The sequence below is a fragment of the Klebsiella sp. RHBSTW-00484 genome (assembly GCF_013705725.1).
GTDB lineage: Bacteria > Pseudomonadota > Gammaproteobacteria > Enterobacterales > Enterobacteriaceae > Klebsiella.
The window spans coordinates 4,368,658-4,385,279 of record NZ_CP055481.1; the positions used below are offsets into that span (position 1 = coordinate 4,368,658).

14 protein-coding genes and 1 pseudogene are annotated in these 16,622 nt (G+C 52.8%); 12 read left to right on the plus strand and 3 right to left on the minus strand.

The annotated features are described in order from the left end of the window. Positions 1 to 75 precede the first annotated feature (75 nt). Both HV213_RS20670 and entD read left to right on the plus strand, forming a co-directional pair. Positions 76 to 1,380, plus strand: a pseudogene (locus tag HV213_RS20670) (FepA family TonB-dependent siderophore receptor); the annotation flags it as partial. 69 nt (positions 1,381 to 1,449) lie between these two features. Next, positions 1,450 to 2,073: an enterobactin synthase subunit EntD gene (entD, locus tag HV213_RS20675; protein WP_181483119.1), complete on the plus strand. Its 624-nt coding sequence runs from the start codon at positions 1,450 to 1,452 to the stop codon at positions 2,071 to 2,073. 156 nt (positions 2,074 to 2,229) lie between these two features. Here the strand turns inward: entD and HV213_RS20680 are convergent, their stop codons facing one another. Then, on the minus strand, positions 2,230 to 3,165 hold the full coding sequence (locus HV213_RS20680) for a transketolase family protein (protein ID WP_181483120.1): 936 nt from the start codon (positions 3,163 to 3,165) through the stop codon (positions 2,230 to 2,232). Continuing rightward, positions 3,158 to 3,988, minus strand: a complete 831-nt coding sequence (locus HV213_RS20685) for a transketolase (protein WP_110273255.1) — start codon at positions 3,986 to 3,988, stop codon at positions 3,158 to 3,160. The genes HV213_RS20680 and HV213_RS20685 overlap by 8 nt, the downstream gene beginning before the upstream one ends. 364 nt (positions 3,989 to 4,352) lie before the next feature. Here HV213_RS20685 and HV213_RS20690 point away from each other — a divergent pair, with 364 nt between their 5' ends. The 9 genes from HV213_RS20690 (at position 4,353) to yqaB (ending at position 14,126) form a co-directional block, all read left to right on the plus strand. Further along, a complete protein-coding gene (locus tag HV213_RS20690) occupies positions 4,353 to 5,303 on the plus strand; it encodes a sugar-binding transcriptional regulator (RefSeq protein ID WP_181483121.1) in 951 nt (316 codons plus the stop codon). Between the two features lie 364 nt (positions 5,304 to 5,667). Continuing rightward, positions 5,668 to 7,188 carry an FGGY family carbohydrate kinase gene (locus tag HV213_RS20695; protein WP_181483122.1) on the plus strand — a complete coding sequence of 507 codons (1,521 nt, stop codon included), beginning with the start codon at positions 5,668 to 5,670 and terminating at the stop codon, positions 7,186 to 7,188. A 280-nt stretch (positions 7,189 to 7,468) separates the two neighbouring features. Then, the gene (locus HV213_RS20700) at positions 7,469 to 8,404 is read left to right on the plus strand and encodes a D-ribose ABC transporter substrate-binding protein (protein WP_181483123.1); all 936 of its coding nucleotides are present in this window, start codon (positions 7,469 to 7,471) and stop codon (positions 8,402 to 8,404) included. 43 nt (positions 8,405 to 8,447) lie between these two features. Beyond that, positions 8,448 to 9,068 (plus strand): DUF2291 family protein, encoded by a 621-nt coding sequence (locus HV213_RS20705; RefSeq protein ID WP_181483124.1) that lies wholly within the window; start codon positions 8,448 to 8,450, stop codon positions 9,066 to 9,068. A gap of 1 nt (position 9,069) precedes the next feature. Beyond that, positions 9,070 to 10,614: a sugar ABC transporter ATP-binding protein gene (locus tag HV213_RS20710; protein ID WP_181483125.1), complete on the plus strand. Its 1,545-nt coding sequence runs from the start codon at positions 9,070 to 9,072 to the stop codon at positions 10,612 to 10,614. 17 nt (positions 10,615 to 10,631) lie between these two features. Continuing rightward, entirely contained in the window at positions 10,632 to 11,687 is a 1,056-nt protein-coding gene (locus HV213_RS20715) for an ABC transporter permease (protein ID WP_181483126.1), read from the plus strand. Between the two features lie 59 nt (positions 11,688 to 11,746). After that, positions 11,747 to 12,544, plus strand: a complete 798-nt coding sequence (locus tag HV213_RS20720; protein WP_181483127.1) for an SDR family oxidoreductase — start codon at positions 11,747 to 11,749, stop codon at positions 12,542 to 12,544. Between the two features lie 140 nt (positions 12,545 to 12,684). Beyond that, positions 12,685 to 13,470 (plus strand): SDR family oxidoreductase, encoded by a 786-nt coding sequence (locus HV213_RS20725; protein WP_181483128.1) that lies wholly within the window; start codon positions 12,685 to 12,687, stop codon positions 13,468 to 13,470. Between the two features lie 83 nt (positions 13,471 to 13,553). Continuing rightward, positions 13,554 to 14,126 (plus strand): fructose-1-phosphate/6-phosphogluconate phosphatase, encoded by a 573-nt coding sequence (gene yqaB / locus HV213_RS20730; RefSeq protein WP_181483129.1) that lies wholly within the window; start codon positions 13,554 to 13,556, stop codon positions 14,124 to 14,126. 144 nt (positions 14,127 to 14,270) lie between these two features. Here the strand turns inward: yqaB and HV213_RS20735 are convergent, their stop codons facing one another. Further along, a complete protein-coding gene (locus HV213_RS20735; protein WP_142981114.1) occupies positions 14,271 to 14,423 on the minus strand; it encodes a Hok/Gef family protein in 153 nt (50 codons plus the stop codon). Between the two features lie 503 nt (positions 14,424 to 14,926). Between HV213_RS20735 and HV213_RS20740 the strand changes: the two genes are divergently transcribed. Next, entirely contained in the window at positions 14,927 to 16,495 is a 1,569-nt protein-coding gene (locus HV213_RS20740) for an ABC transporter substrate-binding protein (RefSeq protein WP_181483130.1), read from the plus strand. The last annotated feature ends 127 nt before the right edge of the window (positions 16,496 to 16,622 follow it).

The window sequence follows — 16,622 nt, forward strand, 5'->3', positions numbered from 1 at the left end:
AGTCTAAAAACTAGTATTAAGACTATCACTAACTTAAGTGATACCAACTGTCTGGAGATTCAGGGGGCCAGTCTATTGACATGGAATGGTGGCTGGAATAACGGAGTTACAACCAGTAACTGGGTACAATATGAACACACGCGTAACACGCGAATTCCTGAAGGACTCGCCGGGGGGACAGAAGGCAAGTTCAATGAAAAAGCCAGCGAATCTTTTGTTGATACCGATCTTGATGACGTTATGCTGCACAGTGAAATCAGCATACCTTTCGACCTTTTGGTGAACCAAAATCTGACGCTTGGAACTGAATGGAACCAACAGCGGATGAAAGACTTGAGCTCCAATAGTCAGCCGCTAACCGGTAACAATACTGGCGGTGCGATTCCCGGCGTAGATTCAACAAATCGCAGCCCATACTCAAAAGCAGAAATTTTTTCTCTGTTTGCAGAGAACAATATGGAAGTAACCGAGAGCACCATGCTAACTCCGGCGCTGCGCTTCGATCACCATAGCATCGTTGGTAATAACTGGAGCCCGTCACTAAATCTGTCTCAAGGTCTGGGCGATGACTTTACTCTGAAAATGGGTATCGCTCGCGCTTATAAAGCACCAAGTCTATACCAGACCAACCCAAACTATATTTTATACAGTAAGGGCCAAGGCTGTTATGCCAGTGCCGGTGGCTGCTATCTACAAGGTAATGATGATCTGAAGGCCGAAACCAGCATCAATAAAGAAATCGGTCTTGAGTTTAAACGTGATGGTTGGCTGGCTGGCATTACTTGGTTCCGTAACGATTACCGGAATAAAATTGAAGCGGGCTATGCTCCCATTGACAAAAATGACAGTGGAACCGATCTGTATCAATGGGAGAATGTGCCAAAAGCCGTTGTTGAAGGCCTAGAGGGGACATTAAACGTACCGGTAAGTGAAACGGTGAACTGGACCAATAACATCACCTATATGCTGAAAAGCGAGAACAAAACAACCGGCGATCGCTTATCGATTGTTCCAGAGTATACGTTGAATTCGACCCTTAGCTGGCAGGCTCGTGATGACCTTTCAGTACAATCCACCTTTACTTGGTACGGTAAACAACAACCCAAAAAATACAACTACAAAGGACAACCCGCAGTTGGTCCAGAAACTGCTGAAGTTAGCCCTTATAGCATCGTTGGCCTAAGCGCGACGTGGGATCTAACCAAAAATGTCAGCCTGACCGGCGGCGTGGATAATGTCTTTGATAAGCGTCAGTGGCGCGCAGGTAACGCACAAACAACTGGCGATCTTGCAGGTGCAAACTACATAGCTGGCGCAGGTGCGTATACCTACAACGAACCGGGCCGTACCTGGTATATGAGCGTCAATACTCACTTCTAATTGCTTAGCTTGATCTCCTCCGCCCTCTTCTCATAGAGGGCGGACGGAAGAATCTGCTAACATTCCACGATGCAAATCCAACACTCAATCATTAAGCTTGCCGATCATTCACTTCAGCGGGTGGATTTCGACCCTGCAACTTTTCAGCCTGAAGATCTATTCTGGCTCCCGCATCACGCCCTGCTAACCGACTGCGCCCGTAAGCGGCAGAGCGAACATCTTGCCGGGCGTATTGCAGCGGTTTATGCGCTACAGGAAATGGGAGAGAAAAGCGTTCCTGCCATTGGCGATCAGCGACAACCCCTATGGCCCGCCCCGTGGTACGGCAGCATCAGCCACAGCAAACAGACTGCGCTGGCAGTGGTTTCTGCCCAGCCGGTCGGCATTGATATCGAAAGGATCATGACGCCTTCGCTGGCGGCAGATCTGGAAAGCAGCATCGTCAACGCAGCGGAAAAAAGAGTTCTGGATGACAGTGGTTTACCGCCTGAGCTGGCGCTGACGCTGGCGTTTTCGGCGAAAGAGAGCGCGTTTAAGGCCTGCCATGTGGACGTACAATCCGGAAGAGGTTTTACCGATTTTGAGTTGGTGTATATAAAGGAAGGAATTTTGCTTCTTCGGCTATCCGCTAAAGAGTTTCGGCTGCAATGGATTAAGGCCGGAGAATTTGTTATTACGCTCTGTACGTCATAAAAGGTGCCGTTTTAGACACCGTGCTCGTATTTCTGCCGGGCGGCGGCTGACGCCTTGCACGGCCTACAAACACCACGACATCATCATGTTGCGCATTTTTTGTAGGCCCGGTAAGGCGCTAGCCGCCACCGGGCAATTTCAGAGACGCACATGAAATCAACGCATCTTCTGCGCCAGTTCAGCAACAGAGGCCGCATCAAAACCGTGATGTTTACGCAGCCAGCCGCGATCTGCCGCAGCCGCATATTCACCATCCGGGATCCCCAGGCGCTTGAGCTTAATACCGACGCCCGCTTCCGCCAGCACTTCCGCCACCAGGCTACCCAGTCCGCCGTTGACGTTATGCTCTTCCACCGTAATCACCGCTTTGCATGGCTTCAGAGCTGCCAGCAGCGCGGCGGTATCGCAAGGGCGGATTGAAGGCACGCTCACCACTTTAGCCTGAACCCCGGCATCGGCCAGAATTTGCGCCGCATCGACAATTTCATGCACCGTAGAGCCTGTTGCTACCAGCGCGATATCTTCGCCTTCGCGCAGCGTCACTACCGCACCGGGCACAAACTGATAATTTTCGTCGTGCAGCTCCGGCAACGCCTTGCCATCGAGGCGAATATAAACCGGCCCCTGATAGCGAATGGCGTAATCGATAATCTGCCGACATTCACGCGGTGAAGAAGGGGCAAAAATCTGGATATTACCGAAGCCGCGCATCACCGCCAGATCGTCAATCGCGTGGTGGGTACTCGCCAGCGGGCCGTAGCTGGCCCCGGCGTTGAGGCCAAATAGCTTAACGTTGGTGTTGTTGTAGCAAACGTCGACTTTAATTTGCTCGTTAGCGCGGGAAATCAGGAACGGCGCGGCGTTACAGGTCACCGCAACTTTTCCGCCCAGCGCCAGGCCAGCTGCTGTGCCGACCATGCTCTGCTCGGCGATGCCCACGTTAACCAGGCGGCCAGGGAATTGTTTAATAAACGGGGCGATTTTTGCCGTCGAGGTTGAGTCAGCTACCACCGGCACCAGATCAACACCGCTTTCAACTGCATCAATAAACGCTTCAACCATCACGCTCGCCAGGTGTTCTGCATTACTCATCTTTCAATTCCTCCAGTGCCAGTGCAATTTCTTCGCCTTTCGGTACCCGGTGGTGCCATTCCGGACGCCCCTGGATAAAGGAAATACCGGCACCTTTCGTGGTGTTGGCGATAATAACGTTCGGTTTACCTTCCTGCTTCAGCCCTTCCAGAGTCGCCACCACCGACGCCATGTCGTTGCCCTGGCACTCGGTTACCGTCATGCCGAAGGCTTTCCATTTGTCAGCCAGCGGGTCGGTATTCATGATTTCACGGGTCGGCCCTGCCAGCTGGAGGTTGTTCTTGTCATTAATGATGACGAGGTTATCAAGCCCATAGTGCGCCGCGGCCAGAGCCGCTTCCCAGTTGCTGCCTTCAGCCAGTTCGCCATCGCCGGTAATTAAAAAGATGCGGCGGGAGCTGTTGCTTTTCTTCGCAGCCAGCGCCAGCCCCACCGCAACAGGCAAACCGTGGCCCAGCGCGCCGGTGTTGAGTTCGATGCCCGGCGTTTTTTGACGTACAGGGTGGCCAGGAAGATGAGAGTTGGCATGCTGATAGGTATCCAGCCAGTCAACGGGGAAGAAACCCGCTTCGGCCAACACGCAGTAGTAGCAACCCACCGCGTGGCCTTTCGACTGAATGTAGATATCACGCTGATCGTCAGCAATACGGTCCGGCGCAACGTTCATAATGCGGAAGTAGAGCGCGGTAATCAGTTCAACCTGAGACAGGTCGGCTCCGGTGTGCCCACCCGCTGGGCTGTTGGCATTCAATCTGACGATATGGCGACGAACGGCGCGGGCTTTACGCTCAAGTGCCTGGACATCATAGCTATAGGGATTCATTTAATACCTCTGAATTTATTTTCAACTTGGAATATTTATTCCGTCAGGGACTAAAAAAACCAGACATCCCCAGGCAACGCATCGCAAGGCTTACGCCGCTGCATCATACTCAGGAACATTCTGCCTCCTTACCACCAGGCCTGACTGCGCCTGGGTACTTTTCAGTTGACCTGAAATCACCATGAATATATATTCAATAATGATTCTTTATTCAATTATGCAGCCACTGTTCTGTTTTTGTCCATAGCTGTTTTTGAGGATTGGCGAAAGTTAGATATCCATCACACTTAACTGTCTTTTCTTTTCGCGTATGATGATGAGCTCTAAGATAATGGCTGCACGTAAATGATTTTCGGGGAAATATATGGCTAAGCAGGATGAACAACGGCTATTAGTTAAGATTGCCACTCTTTACTATCTTGAAGGACGAAAGCAGTCCGATATCGCTCAACTTCTCTCGCTTTCTCAGTCATTTATCTCCCGAGCGATTACCCGTTGCCAAAAGGAAGGCGTGGTCAAAATTAGCGTTGTTCAGCCATCCAATATTTTCCTCAACCTTGAAAAAGGTCTCGAGGATCGCTACGGAATTAAACAAGCCATCGTGGTAGATACCGAAGAAGACGCGAACGATCACAACATCAAGCGCGCCATTGGGTCCGCCGCCGCCCACTATCTGGAAACGCGATTACGCCCGAAAGACCTGATTGGCGTCTCCTCCTGGAGTTCGACCATTCGTGCGATGGTCGATGAAGTTCACGCGCAAAATCTGAAGGCCAACGGCGTGATTCAACTGCTGGGTGGTGTAGGGCCGAACGGTAATGTCCAGGCAACGATCCTCACCCAGACCCTGGCGCATCATCTTAACTGCGATGCCTGGCTGCTTCCTTCCCAAAGTATCGAAGGCTCAACGGAGGAGAAAAATCGTCTCATTGCCAGCAAAGATGTCGCCGATGTCATTGCCCGCTTTGACGAAGTCGATATCGCCATCGTCGGCATTGGCATCCTCGAACCTTCGCAACTGCTCAAAACGTCCGGGAACTACTACCACGAAGATATGCTTCAGGTGCTGGCTGCACGCGGCGCGGTCGGAGACATTTGCCTGCACTACTACGACAAAAACGGCAAAGCGGTGTTACGCGATGATGAAGATCCTGTTATCGGCATGGCGCTGGAAAAAGTGAAGAAGTGCCCCAACGTGGTGGCCCTTGCCGGCGGCAGCGATAAGGTTGCGGCTATCAAAGGTGCGCTATCAGGCGGTTATATCGATGTGTTAATTACTGACTACCCCACCGCACGCCTGCTTATCGCGGGTTAACTTCCTCATTCCAACACTTTCCCACAGCCTTTACGCTTTCCCGGAAGCGTAAAGGTAATGCAAATAAATATTTATATTTCAATACGATAAATGCATTAACCTGCTCTCTTTTTCACTCATTGTCAGATGCTCCACCGAACGGATAAGTGTGATTGCCAGCACAATTGATAACTTTTCCTGTAGCCCGATGGGAAGTTTCTGGCTAAGGTATCAAATAAATAATCACTATCGAATATATATTCAGTGATTAAAAAAGTGAAAACGAATTGTCACATCATGGCCTGCTAAGAAGCAATGCGATAAAGAGGAATGCCGACTCTTCCCCCTCCGCGCCAGGACGAAGTGTGACTCAGGAGACTACCTAATGCAGGCAACACGTAAAGAGTTCATCATTGCACTGGACGAAGGCACCACTAACGCCAAAGCCGTCGTGCTCGATAGCCGCGGTGACGTGGTAGTGAAATTCTCGCAGCCGCTGGCGATTCAAACGCCGCGCGATGGTTGGGTCGAGCAATCGGGAGAAGTTCTGGTCGAAGCCTCACTCGACGTTATCGCTAAAGCGGTTGAACACGTGGGTGCAGAGAACGTCGCCGCATTGGCCATCAGCAACCAGCGCGAGACCGCCATCGGTTGGTATCGCCAGAGCGGTAAACCCATTAACGCCGCCATCACCTGGCAGTGTACCCGCAGCGCCTCATTTTGCGATGAACTGCGCCGCGACAACAAAGAGCAGCAAATCAAAACCACCACCGGCCTGCCGATCGCGCCTCTGTTCTCGGCCTCAAAAATGCGCTGGCTGCTGGAATCCATTCCTGAAGGCCGCATGTTGGCAGAGCGCGGAGAAATCTGCCTCGGCACTATCGACAGCTGGCTGCTGTGGAACTTAACCCAGGGCGAAGCGTTCCATTGCGATCACTCCAATGCCGCGCGCACTCAGTTGCTGAACCTGCAAACCGGACAGTGGGATGACGAGATGCTGGCACTGTTCCAGATCCCTCGCGCCGCGCTGCCGGAGATTAAACCTTCCAGCGGATTATTTGGCTATACCCGCGGGCTGAACAATATCCCTGACGGTATCCCGGTGATGGCGATGGTGGGTGATTCCCACGCCGCGCTGTTTGGTCACGCGCTTGGCGAACTGGGCTGCGTTAAAGCCACCTACGGCACGGGGTCATCAGTGATGGCGCCGGTAAAATCCGCACAGTGCGATATCGACGCACTGGCCACCACCATCGCCTGGCACGACGGCGACAGCATCACCTACGGACTCGAAGGTAATATTCCGCATACCGGCGATGCGGTTGCGTGGATGGCCGACAGCACCGGCTTAAGCGAGCTTTCTGATGCCGAACTGGCTCACGAGCTCAATACCCTCCCCGCCTCCGTGGACTCTACGCTGGGCGTCTATTTTGTGCCAGCCCTTACCGGACTTGGCGCACCATGGTGGGATGACAGCGCCCGCGGCGTAATTTGCGGCCTAAGCCGTGGCGTTAAACGCGCGCACCTGATTCGCGCCGCGCTGGAGTCCATCACCTATCAAATCGCCGATGTTGTTGTCGCCATGCGTCAGCAGGATGACTTCCACCTGGCGGCATTAATGGTCGACGGCGGCCCAACAAAAAATGATTGGTTAATGCAGTATCAGGCCGACCTGCTGGGATGCCCGGTGATGCGCAGCGATGTTGCCGAACTCTCGGCGATTGGCGCAGCCCTTCTGGCCCGCAAAGCCCTGACCCCAGGCTCGGTAACCGACCTGAAAGCCTTCTTAACCGAACATAGCGAATTTATCCCCGATATGGCCCGCCACCAGCGCCTGCAGAAAAGATGGCAGGAGTGGCGCCATGCGGTGAACAGAACATTATGGAAACCGGCAACGTCCGCCTGACGCCCACCAGGGAATCTCGTGTGTGACGAACCTTAGAGCCTATCCCAGTAGGCGTTATTGGCGCAGGCAGTTTGAACACGGACAGCGCACAGAAACCGGAGCGTACGCGGAGTACGTGAGGATTTCGAGCACTGCCCTGGTTCAAAATGGCAAGTAAAATAGCCCTAATGGATAGGCTCTTAATCATCAACAAAAGGAGACCCCCGGCCCATAAACTTGATTTTCAGGCCTTACGTTGTTTCACCGTACCCGACAATAACAACCAAGAGAGAAAATTGTCATGAAATTACGTTTAACGCTTTTAACAGCCGCTACCCTGACCGCTTTTTCTTTTGCCGCCCAGGCAGCAGAAAAAGGCACCATCATGATCATGGTAAACTCGCTGGATAATCCGTATTACGCTTCTGAAGCCAAAGGCGCCAGTGAGAAAGCCAAAGAGCTGGGATACCAGACCACCATTCTTTCGCATGGCGAAGATGTAAAAAAACAGAATGAACTGATCGATACCGCCATCGGTAAAAAAGTTCAGGGCATTATTCTGGATAATGCTGACTCTACCGCCAGCGTCGCGGCGATTGAAAAAGCGAAAAAAGCCGGTATTCCAGTGGTATTAATCAACCGCGAAATCCCTGTCGATGACGTCGCCCTTGAGCAGATTACCCATAATAACTTCCAGGCCGGTTCTGAAGTCGCCAACGTATTTGTTGAGAAGATGGCGGAGAAAGGAAAATATGCCGAACTGACCTGTAACCTTGCGGATAATAACTGCGTTACCCGCTCTAAATCTTTCCACCAGGTTATCGACCAATACCCGGATATGGTCAGCGTGGCGAAGCAAGATGCCAAAGGGACGTTGATCGATGGCAAACGCATTATGGACAGTATTCTGCAAGCACACCCTGACGTGAAGGGCGTAATTTGCGGCAACGGTCCTGTCGCTCTTGGCGCAATTGCCGCGCTGAAAGCCGCCAATCGCACCGATGTCGTGGTTGTTGGTATCGATGGTAGAAACGACGAACGCGATGCGGTGAAAGCCGGAACCCTGCAGGCCACGGTGATGCTCCAGGCCCAGGCTATCGCCGCTCAGGGCGTGACCGATCTGGATAACTACCTGCAAAAAGGTGAAAAACCAGCGAAGCAGCGCGTGATGTTCCGCGGGATTCTGATCACTCAAGACAATGCAGACAAAGTTCAGGACTTCAATATCAAGTCCTGAGTTCGGGTTGTTGCGCCCCTACGGGGGCGCATAGGAGAGTATTATGTTTAAAAAAACCTGGCTGGCACTGGCCGTTCTTACGCTTGGAGGCTGCCGTATTGTCTCTCAGCAAGAGCTGGCCGATCTTAAATCCCCGCCCAATCCGCACATGACGAGTATTGATAAAACGTGGCAGGACCAGATCGTTCCGCAGGTCGTTGCCAGGGCTCGTCCCGTTGCCGAGTTGATGACCACCCTGCGCGCGGCGAAAGATTTCGACAGCGCCTGCAAAACGTTAGGCTATCGCGCTCAGGATGAGAATCCATGCGTTTTTTACGTCAAAGTTGAAGGTAATATCAGCAAAATTGATTCTGCTTCCCGTAGCGGAAAAATGACCATTCAGGATCTCAGCGGCAGCAACGTGGTGGTGCAAATTGGCCCAACGCTGCGCGGTACGTTATTACGCGACGGCTATCAAGGTGCCAGCTATCAGGACTTTAACGACCAGGTACTGTTTGGCGAATATGGTCGGGCGATTAACGAACATGCGGTCAATATGATTCAAGCGGCACAGGTGAAAACCGGCGAAACGACACAGGTATATGGCGTGTTTTCAGCCTGGGATATTCCGCAGACCATTCCTGATATTACGCCAGCGAAAATTGTTCGTGCGGGAGGACAATAACATGCAGCGGCAAGAACTCGTCAATTCCCAACCAGTCGAATCTGAAGTTATTATCGAAACCCGCGGATTGTCTCGCGTTTATCCAGGCGTTATTGCCTTAGATAACGTGGACTATCGGGTCTATCGAAATAAAGTAAACGTTCTGATCGGTGAAAATGGTGCGGGTAAATCCACCATGATGAAAATGCTTGCTGGCGTTGAAACCCCCTCCTCCGGTCAAATTATTCTTGATGGTACTCCGGTTACCCTTAGCTCGACTCACCAGGCCGAAAAACAGGGAATCAGCATCATTTTTCAGGAATTAAATTTATTCCCGAATATGAACGTCATGGATAATATTTTCATGGCTAACGAGTTCTTCCAGAAAGGGAAGATCAACGAAAAATATCAATATGAGTTAGCCAAAAAATTACTGGAAAGGCTGGAGCTCAATGTCGATCCCTATACCCAACTTGGTGAATTAGGTATCGGTCACCAGCAGTTGGTTGAAATTGCACGCGCACTTTCAAAGGACACGCGCGTATTAATCATGGACGAACCTACTTCTGCACTCAGTCAGTCGGAAGTCAAAATCCTGTTTAACGTCATTGAGCAGCTTAAACGTCGCGGCGTCACCATTATTTATATTTCCCATCGACTGGAAGAGCTGATGGAAATTGGTGACCACATCACTATTTTCCGCGACGGACGCTTTATCAGCGAGCGCGATGTCAGTGATGCCAGTATCCCGTGGATCATCGAACAGATGGTCGGCGATAAGAAAAAACATTTCGACTATCAGCCCGCACCGAAGGGCGAGGCGGTACTTGCCGTTGAAGGTCTGACGGCGTTACACCACAGCGGCGGTTATAAGCTCAACGATGTGACCTTCACATTAAGTAAAGGGGAAGTGATTGGTATATACGGCCTGCTGGGCGCCGGGCGCACGGAGCTGTTTAAAGGCCTGGTCGGGCTGATGCCTTGCCAGAACGGCAGCGTCCATCTTAACGGTGAAAATATTGGCAAAACTCAGTTTCAGGCGCGGCTTAAAAAAGGGCTGGCGTTAGTTCCTGAGGACCGGCAGGGCGAAGGCGTGGTGCAGATGATGTCGATTCAATCGAATATGACCTTATCTGATTTCAGCCTGAAAGGTTTTCGCCAGGCATGGAAGTGGCTGAACCCGCAAAAAGAGATTGTCAGCGTCAAAGAGATGATCCGCGAACTGGCTATTAAGGTCAGCGATCCTGAACTGCCAATCACCTCTTTAAGCGGCGGCAACCAACAAAAAGTGGTGCTGGGCAAAGCGTTAATGACGCAACCACAGGTTGTTTTTCTCGATGAGCCAACGCGCGGCATCGATGTGGGTGCCAAAACTGACGTTTATCACCTGATTGGCAAAATGGCCCACCAGGGTCTGGCAGTGATGTTCTCTTCATCGGAACTGGATGAAGTCATGGCGCTGGCGGATCGCATCCTGGTGATGGCCGATGGCCGTATTACCGCCGATTTACCGCGTCATGCGGTTACCCGCGAAAAATTAATCGCGGCTTCAACACCTCAAGATTAATCAGGCTGGAATCCATCATGAACCAGAAATATATGATTTATATGTACCTGCTGAAGGCCAGAACGTTTATCGCTCTGCTGCTGGTTATCGCGTTCTTCAGCGTGATGGTACCGAATTTCCTGACCACATCTAACCTGCTGATAATGACTCAGCACGTGGCCATCACCGGCCTGCTGGCCATCGGCATGACGCTGGTTATCCTGACCGGAGGGATCGACCTTTCCGTCGGTGCCGTCGCCGGGATCTGCGGAATGGTTGCGGGGGCATTATTGACCAATGGTCTGCCCTTATGGAACGGCAGCGTCATCTTCTTCAATGTGCCTGAAGTGATTCTGTGCGTGGCTATTTTCGGCATCCTCGTCGGCTTTATTAACGGCGCGGTGATCACCCGCTTCGGCGTCGCTCCTTTCATCTGTACGCTGGGCATGATGTATGTCGCCAGGGGTTCCGCACTGCTGTTCAACAACGGCAGCACCTATCCTAACCTCAACGGGATAGAAGCGCTGGGCAACACCGGTTTCGCCACCCTGGGGTCCGGGACGTTGATGGGGATTTATCTGCCCATCTGGCTGATGATCGGCTTCCTGCTGCTGGGCTTCTGGCTGACCACCAAAACCCCGCTGGGCCGCTATATCTACGCTATCGGCGGTAACGAATCCGCTGCTCGCCTGGCCGGTGTCCCAATCGTTAAAGCAAAAATATTCGTCTACGCCTTCTCTGGCCTGTGCGCTGCGTTCGTTGGCCTGATTGTCGCTTCGCAGCTGCAAACCGCGCACCCAATGACCGGCAATATGTTCGAAATGGATGCTATCGGTGCCACCGTACTCGGCGGAACCGCGCTGGCGGGCGGCCGTGGTCGGGTGACTGGCTCAATTATTGGTGCTTTCGTTATCGTCTTCCTTGCCGACGGCATGGTGATGATGGGAGTCAGCGATTTCTGGCAAATGGTCATTAAGGGCGTGGTTATCGTCACCGCCGTCGTCGTCGACCAGTTCCAGCAGAAACTACAGAACAAGGTCATCCTGATGCGCCGCCATGAAGAGAAACTGGCGACGGCAGGAGCCACCAGCTAATAACGTCTTCATTACCCCGCCGGACGCACTTGCGTCCGGCCTATACAAGGGAAGAAAAAATGCAAAGAAATTTCAAAAACAAAACGGTTGTTATCACTGGCGCATGCCGTGGAATTGGTGCCGGTATTGCTGAGCGCTTTGCTCGCGACGGCGCAAATCTGGTGATGGTTTCTAACGCCGAGCGCGTTCACGAAACGGCGGAAACCTTACGCCAGCGCTATCAGGCTGACATCCTGTCATTACAGGTTGATGTGACCGATGAAGCGCAGGTGCAGTCACTGTACGAGCAGGCGGCAGCGCGCTTCGGCACGATTGATGTCTCTATTCAGAACGCAGGCGTGATCACCATCGACTATTACGATCGCATGCCGAAAGCCGACTTTGAAAAAGTGCTGGCCGTTAACACCACCGGCGTTTGGCTGTGCTGTCGCGAAGCCGCCAAGTACATGGTGAAACAAAACCACGGCAGCCTGATTAACACCTCTTCCGGCCAGGGCCGTCAGGGCTTTATCTACACTCCACATTACGCGGCCAGCAAAATGGGCGTTATCGGCATCACCCAGAGCCTGGCTCACGAGCTGGCACAGTGGAATATCACCGTCAACGCCTTCTGTCCGGGCATTATTGAAAGCGAGATGTGGGATTACAACGACCGCGTATGGGGCGAAGTCCTCAGCACCGAGCAGAAACGCTACGGCAAGGGTGAGCTGATGGCGGAGTGGGTCGAAGGCATTCCGATGAAGCGCGCGGGCAAACCAGAAGATGTTGCCGGACTGGTGGCTTTCCTGGCGTCTGACGATGCACGTTATCTCACCGGGCAGACCATCAATATCGATGGCGGCCTGATTATGTCGTAATGCCATTCCCCGGGTTGCGGCTGGCGCCTTACCCGGGCTACCGGTCGGCACGGTTTGGTAGCCCGGATAAGGCGTTTACGCCGCAATCCGGGAACATCCTCCTGACGTACCACAGGATATTTATTCAGAGAGTAATAACTATGATCGCAAAAGATTTTGCTCAACAACTGTTTAATCTGCAGGACCGCGTGGCCTTCGTGACCGGCGCGGGCAGCGGTATCGGTCAGATGATTGCTTACGGCCTCGCCAGCGCAGGCGCTCGGGTAGTCTGCTTCGATCTCCGCGAAGACGGCGGCCTTGCTGAAACCGTTAAAAATATTGAAGCGATTGGTGGGCAGGCCTGCTTCTATACCGGTGATGTACGCCAGCTCAGCGATCTGCGCGCGGGCGTTGCGCTAGCCAAAAGCCGCTTCGGTCGCCTTGACGTCGCCGTTAACGCTGCCGGTATCGCCAACGCCAACCCGGCGCTGGAAATGGAAACCGAGCAGTGGCAGCGGGTTATCGATATTAACCTCACCGGCGTGTGGAACTCCTGTAAAGCAGAAGCTGAACTGATGCAGGAATTCGGCGGCGGCTCGATTATTAATATCGCCTCCATGTCCGGCATTATTGTTAACCGTGGCCTTGAGCAGGCGCATTATAATTGCTCCAAAGCCGGTGTTATCCATCTCTCCAAAAGCCTCGCCATGGAATGGGTCGACAAAGGGATCCGCGTTAACTCTATCAGCCCGGGCTATACCGCTACGCCAATGAACACTCGCCCAGAGATGGTCCATCAAACTCGCGAATTTGAAAGCCAGACACCAATTCAGCGCATGGCGAAAGTTGAAGAGATGGCCGGGCCAGCGCTGTTCCTCGCAAGCGATGCCGCATCATTCTGTACTGGCGTTGACCTGGTGGTCGATGGTGGTTTTGTCTGCTGGTAAAACCAACTTTGCGTACAAAAATGCGGGGAACCCTCCCCGCATTCTCCCGCCTTAATAACGACTTCAGCAAACAGGCAACAGTTATGTATAGCCACTACCACGGCCTTATTTTTGATATGGACGGAACGCTTTTTGACACCGAACCTTTGCACCGCCAGGCCTGGTTAAGCGTATTCGCCGCTGAAAATATTGTGATTACTGAAGAAGAACTCATCCCGTTTAACGGCTCAGCCCCCTGGCAGGTCGCCAGTCAGGTTGTCGCCTTAAAAGGATTAACCGCCGATCCGTTCTTACTGGCCGATCGCAAAAAGCAGGCCATTGAAAAATTGCTACAGACGGCGGAAATCCAGGCTTTACCCGCGATGGACATTTTACTGGCGTGGCAGGGTAAAAAGCCCCTCGCACTGGGCACCGGCAGCGAGCGCAGTACCGTGGACATTCTGCTTAACCGCTTTAATTTAACCCAGCGTTTTGCCGCTATCGTCTCCGCAGACCGGGTTAAAAACCACAAACCCGCCGCCGACACATTTTTATTGTGCGCCAACGAAATCCAAGTACAGCCAGAACACTGCCTCGTTTTTGAAGATTCCCGTTTTGGGATTGAGGCGGCGAAAAATGCGGGTATGGACGTGATTGACGTTAATACTCTGAGCTAAAAATTATGCGGGGTGGCGGCGCTATTACTTTTAACCGGTCGATTTTCTCTCGCCGTCCATCCTGCTCCCCATCAGCAGAAAAAAGGTGCCTTAAGGTTCCTTACCCAGCCTGCGGATAGGCGGGGATTGCTCCCCGCATACCGGCTACTTCTTCGTTTCGTAAGCGAGAACGGCCTTAAACTCCATACTACGTTCTTTGATACTCAGCTCGCACAGCGAGTCGCGTACCATTAACGTGAATCCCAGCGCTGTCAGACATAACACTATGACAGCCACCAGAGCGTACTTTGTCAGCATCTCGTTGCCTCCATGCGAAGAAGAGGCTACTATCCAACTGCTAGGTTTGGATTGTAGGCCTCAGGTTGATGGGAACATCTCCTGGGGCTTCGTCTTTCTGGATCCTCACCTAATAAGCCTGAACTCAGAAAGCCTCAGGCACCCGCAGTCATCATACCCTTCCCTGCTCACACTACTGTATATTTAACCAGCTAAAATCATTTTTCAGAAAACGTTTAGATTAACTAGATTTCAGGGAAGATCTCATCTTTACGAGAGAAGTGGAAAACTCAATAAAGGCTATTTACGTTAGCGAAAATCTTCCAGTCGCTTCAATTGCCGACCTTCACCATCAAAATTCTCCACCGCCAGCCACGCCCGGCATAATTATCCTTAATAACCCATTGGCATTGGTTATGCTTTTTAAGCATAACCTTATCCGCATTTTGACTTTACGCCTTGGATTAAGCGGCCTAACGTAGCGAAACATCAATAATCACAATAACTCTTTTCAGGGATCGCTCATGACTAAAAAACTGCTGCCGCTGCTGATACTGACCGCATTATCCGCCGCCGTTCACGCCGCCACGCCGCCTGGTACTCTGGTGGTTGCTCAGGGCCTTGATGATATTGTCAGCCTTGACCCGGCGGAAGCCAACGAGCTTTCCAGCATCCAGACGGTACCGAGCCTCTATCAGCGCCTGGTGCAGCCTGACCGCGATAACCCTGAAAAAATCACGCCAATTCTGGCCGAAAGCTGGCAGGCAGATCCGGCGGCAAAAACGCTGACCATCAAGCTCAAGCCCGACGCCAAATTCGCCTCCGGCAACCCGCTGCGCCCGGAAGATGTTATTTTCTCGTATACCCGCGCGGTGACTCTGAATAAGTCCCCGGCGTTTATTCTCAACGTTCTCGGCTGGCAGTCGGATAACATCGCCAGCCAGTTGAAAAAAGTGGATGACCACACGCTGGAACTGCACTGGACCGCCGACGTCAGCCCGGCCGTGGCGCTGAATATTCTCTCCACACCGATCGCCTCTATCGTCGATGAGAAGCTGATCGCGCCGAACGCCAAAGATAATGACTTCGGTAACGGCTGGCTGAAAATGCACTCTGCGGGCAGCGGCGCGTATAAGATGCGGGTCTATCAGCCACACCAGGCCATCGTATTGGAAGCCAACGACAGCACCCCTACCGGTGCGCCGAAGTTAAAAAGCATCATTATTAAAAACGTGCCCGACCCGGCTTCCCGCCGCCTGCTCATCCAGCAGGGTGATGCCGACGTAGCGCGCGACCTCGGGGCCGATCAGATTGCCGCCCTGCAAGGCAAAGCGGGCGTTAACGTTCTCAGCATCCCTTCCGCCGAGCAAAACTATCTGGCCTTTAATACCGCCAACAGCGCCAACCCGCTGCTGAAAAACCCAGCCTTTTGGGAAGCGGCACGCTGGCTGGTGGATTACGATGGCATCACTAAAGACCTGCTGAAGGGCCAGTACTTCGTCCATCAAAGCTTCCTGCCGGTCGGCCTGCCGGGTGCGCTGGACAATAACCCGTTTAAATTCGATCCGGCAAAAGCCAAAGAGATCCTCGCCAAAGCGGGCATCAAAGATGCGCATTTCACTCTTGATGTGGAGAACAAGCCGCCGTTTATCACCATCGCCCAGTCTATGCAGGCAAGCTTTGCCCAGGGCGGCGTGAAGGTGGATCTGCTGCCGGCTGCCGGTAGCCAGGTGTATGCCCGCGTGCGCGCTAAACAGCACCAGGCGGCGATTCGTCTGTGGATCCCGGACTATTTCGACGCCCACTCTAACGCCAGCGCCTTTGCCTACAACGATGGAAAATCCAGCACTGTCGCCGGGCTTAACGGCTGGCAGATCCCGGAGCTGAATAAAGCGACCCTGGCGGCAGTGGCCGAGCCGGATTCCGCTAAACGCCTGGATTTGTATAAAAAAATGCAGGAAGAGCTGCAGCGCAGTTCGCCTTACGTGTTTATCGATCAGGGTAAAACCCAGATTGTGGTTCGCGATAACGTCAAAGGCTATCAGCAGGGCCTTAACGCCGATATGGTCTGGTATGACCGGGTAACCAAGTAACGCCTGGGGCAGGAGCGATCGGGTAGCCCGGACAGGCGCAACGCGCCGCCTCCGGGAACGCAGGCCCCGGTGGCGCTGCGCTGACCGGGCTGCAACAACAGATCGCACCAGCTGATAACACTGTACT

What these genes read in the sequence shown, in the direction of transcription:
- entD (WP_181483119.1), top strand. Translation starts at nt 1,450, where the DNA reads ATGCAAATCCAACACTCAATCATTAAGCTTGCCGATCATTCACTTCAG.
- HV213_RS20680 (WP_181483120.1), bottom strand. Translation starts at nt 3,165, where the DNA reads ATGAGTAATGCAGAACACCTGGCGAGCGTGATGGTTGAAGCGTTTATT.
- HV213_RS20685 (WP_110273255.1), bottom strand. Translation starts at nt 3,988, where the DNA reads ATGAATCCCTATAGCTATGATGTCCAGGCACTTGAGCGTAAAGCCCGC.
- HV213_RS20690 (WP_181483121.1), top strand. Translation starts at nt 4,353, where the DNA reads ATGGCTAAGCAGGATGAACAACGGCTATTAGTTAAGATTGCCACTCTT.
- HV213_RS20695 (WP_181483122.1), top strand. Translation starts at nt 5,668, where the DNA reads ATGCAGGCAACACGTAAAGAGTTCATCATTGCACTGGACGAAGGCACC.
- HV213_RS20700 (WP_181483123.1), top strand. Translation starts at nt 7,469, where the DNA reads ATGAAATTACGTTTAACGCTTTTAACAGCCGCTACCCTGACCGCTTTT.
- HV213_RS20705 (WP_181483124.1), top strand. Translation starts at nt 8,448, where the DNA reads ATGTTTAAAAAAACCTGGCTGGCACTGGCCGTTCTTACGCTTGGAGGC.
- HV213_RS20710 (WP_181483125.1), top strand. Translation starts at nt 9,070, where the DNA reads ATGCAGCGGCAAGAACTCGTCAATTCCCAACCAGTCGAATCTGAAGTT.
- HV213_RS20715 (WP_181483126.1), top strand. Translation starts at nt 10,632, where the DNA reads ATGAACCAGAAATATATGATTTATATGTACCTGCTGAAGGCCAGAACG.
- HV213_RS20720 (WP_181483127.1), top strand. Translation starts at nt 11,747, where the DNA reads ATGCAAAGAAATTTCAAAAACAAAACGGTTGTTATCACTGGCGCATGC.
- HV213_RS20725 (WP_181483128.1), top strand. Translation starts at nt 12,685, where the DNA reads ATGATCGCAAAAGATTTTGCTCAACAACTGTTTAATCTGCAGGACCGC.
- yqaB (WP_181483129.1), top strand. Translation starts at nt 13,554, where the DNA reads ATGTATAGCCACTACCACGGCCTTATTTTTGATATGGACGGAACGCTT.
- HV213_RS20735 (WP_142981114.1), bottom strand. Translation starts at nt 14,423, where the DNA reads ATGCTGACAAAGTACGCTCTGGTGGCTGTCATAGTGTTATGTCTGACA.
- HV213_RS20740 (WP_181483130.1), top strand. Translation starts at nt 14,927, where the DNA reads ATGACTAAAAAACTGCTGCCGCTGCTGATACTGACCGCATTATCCGCC.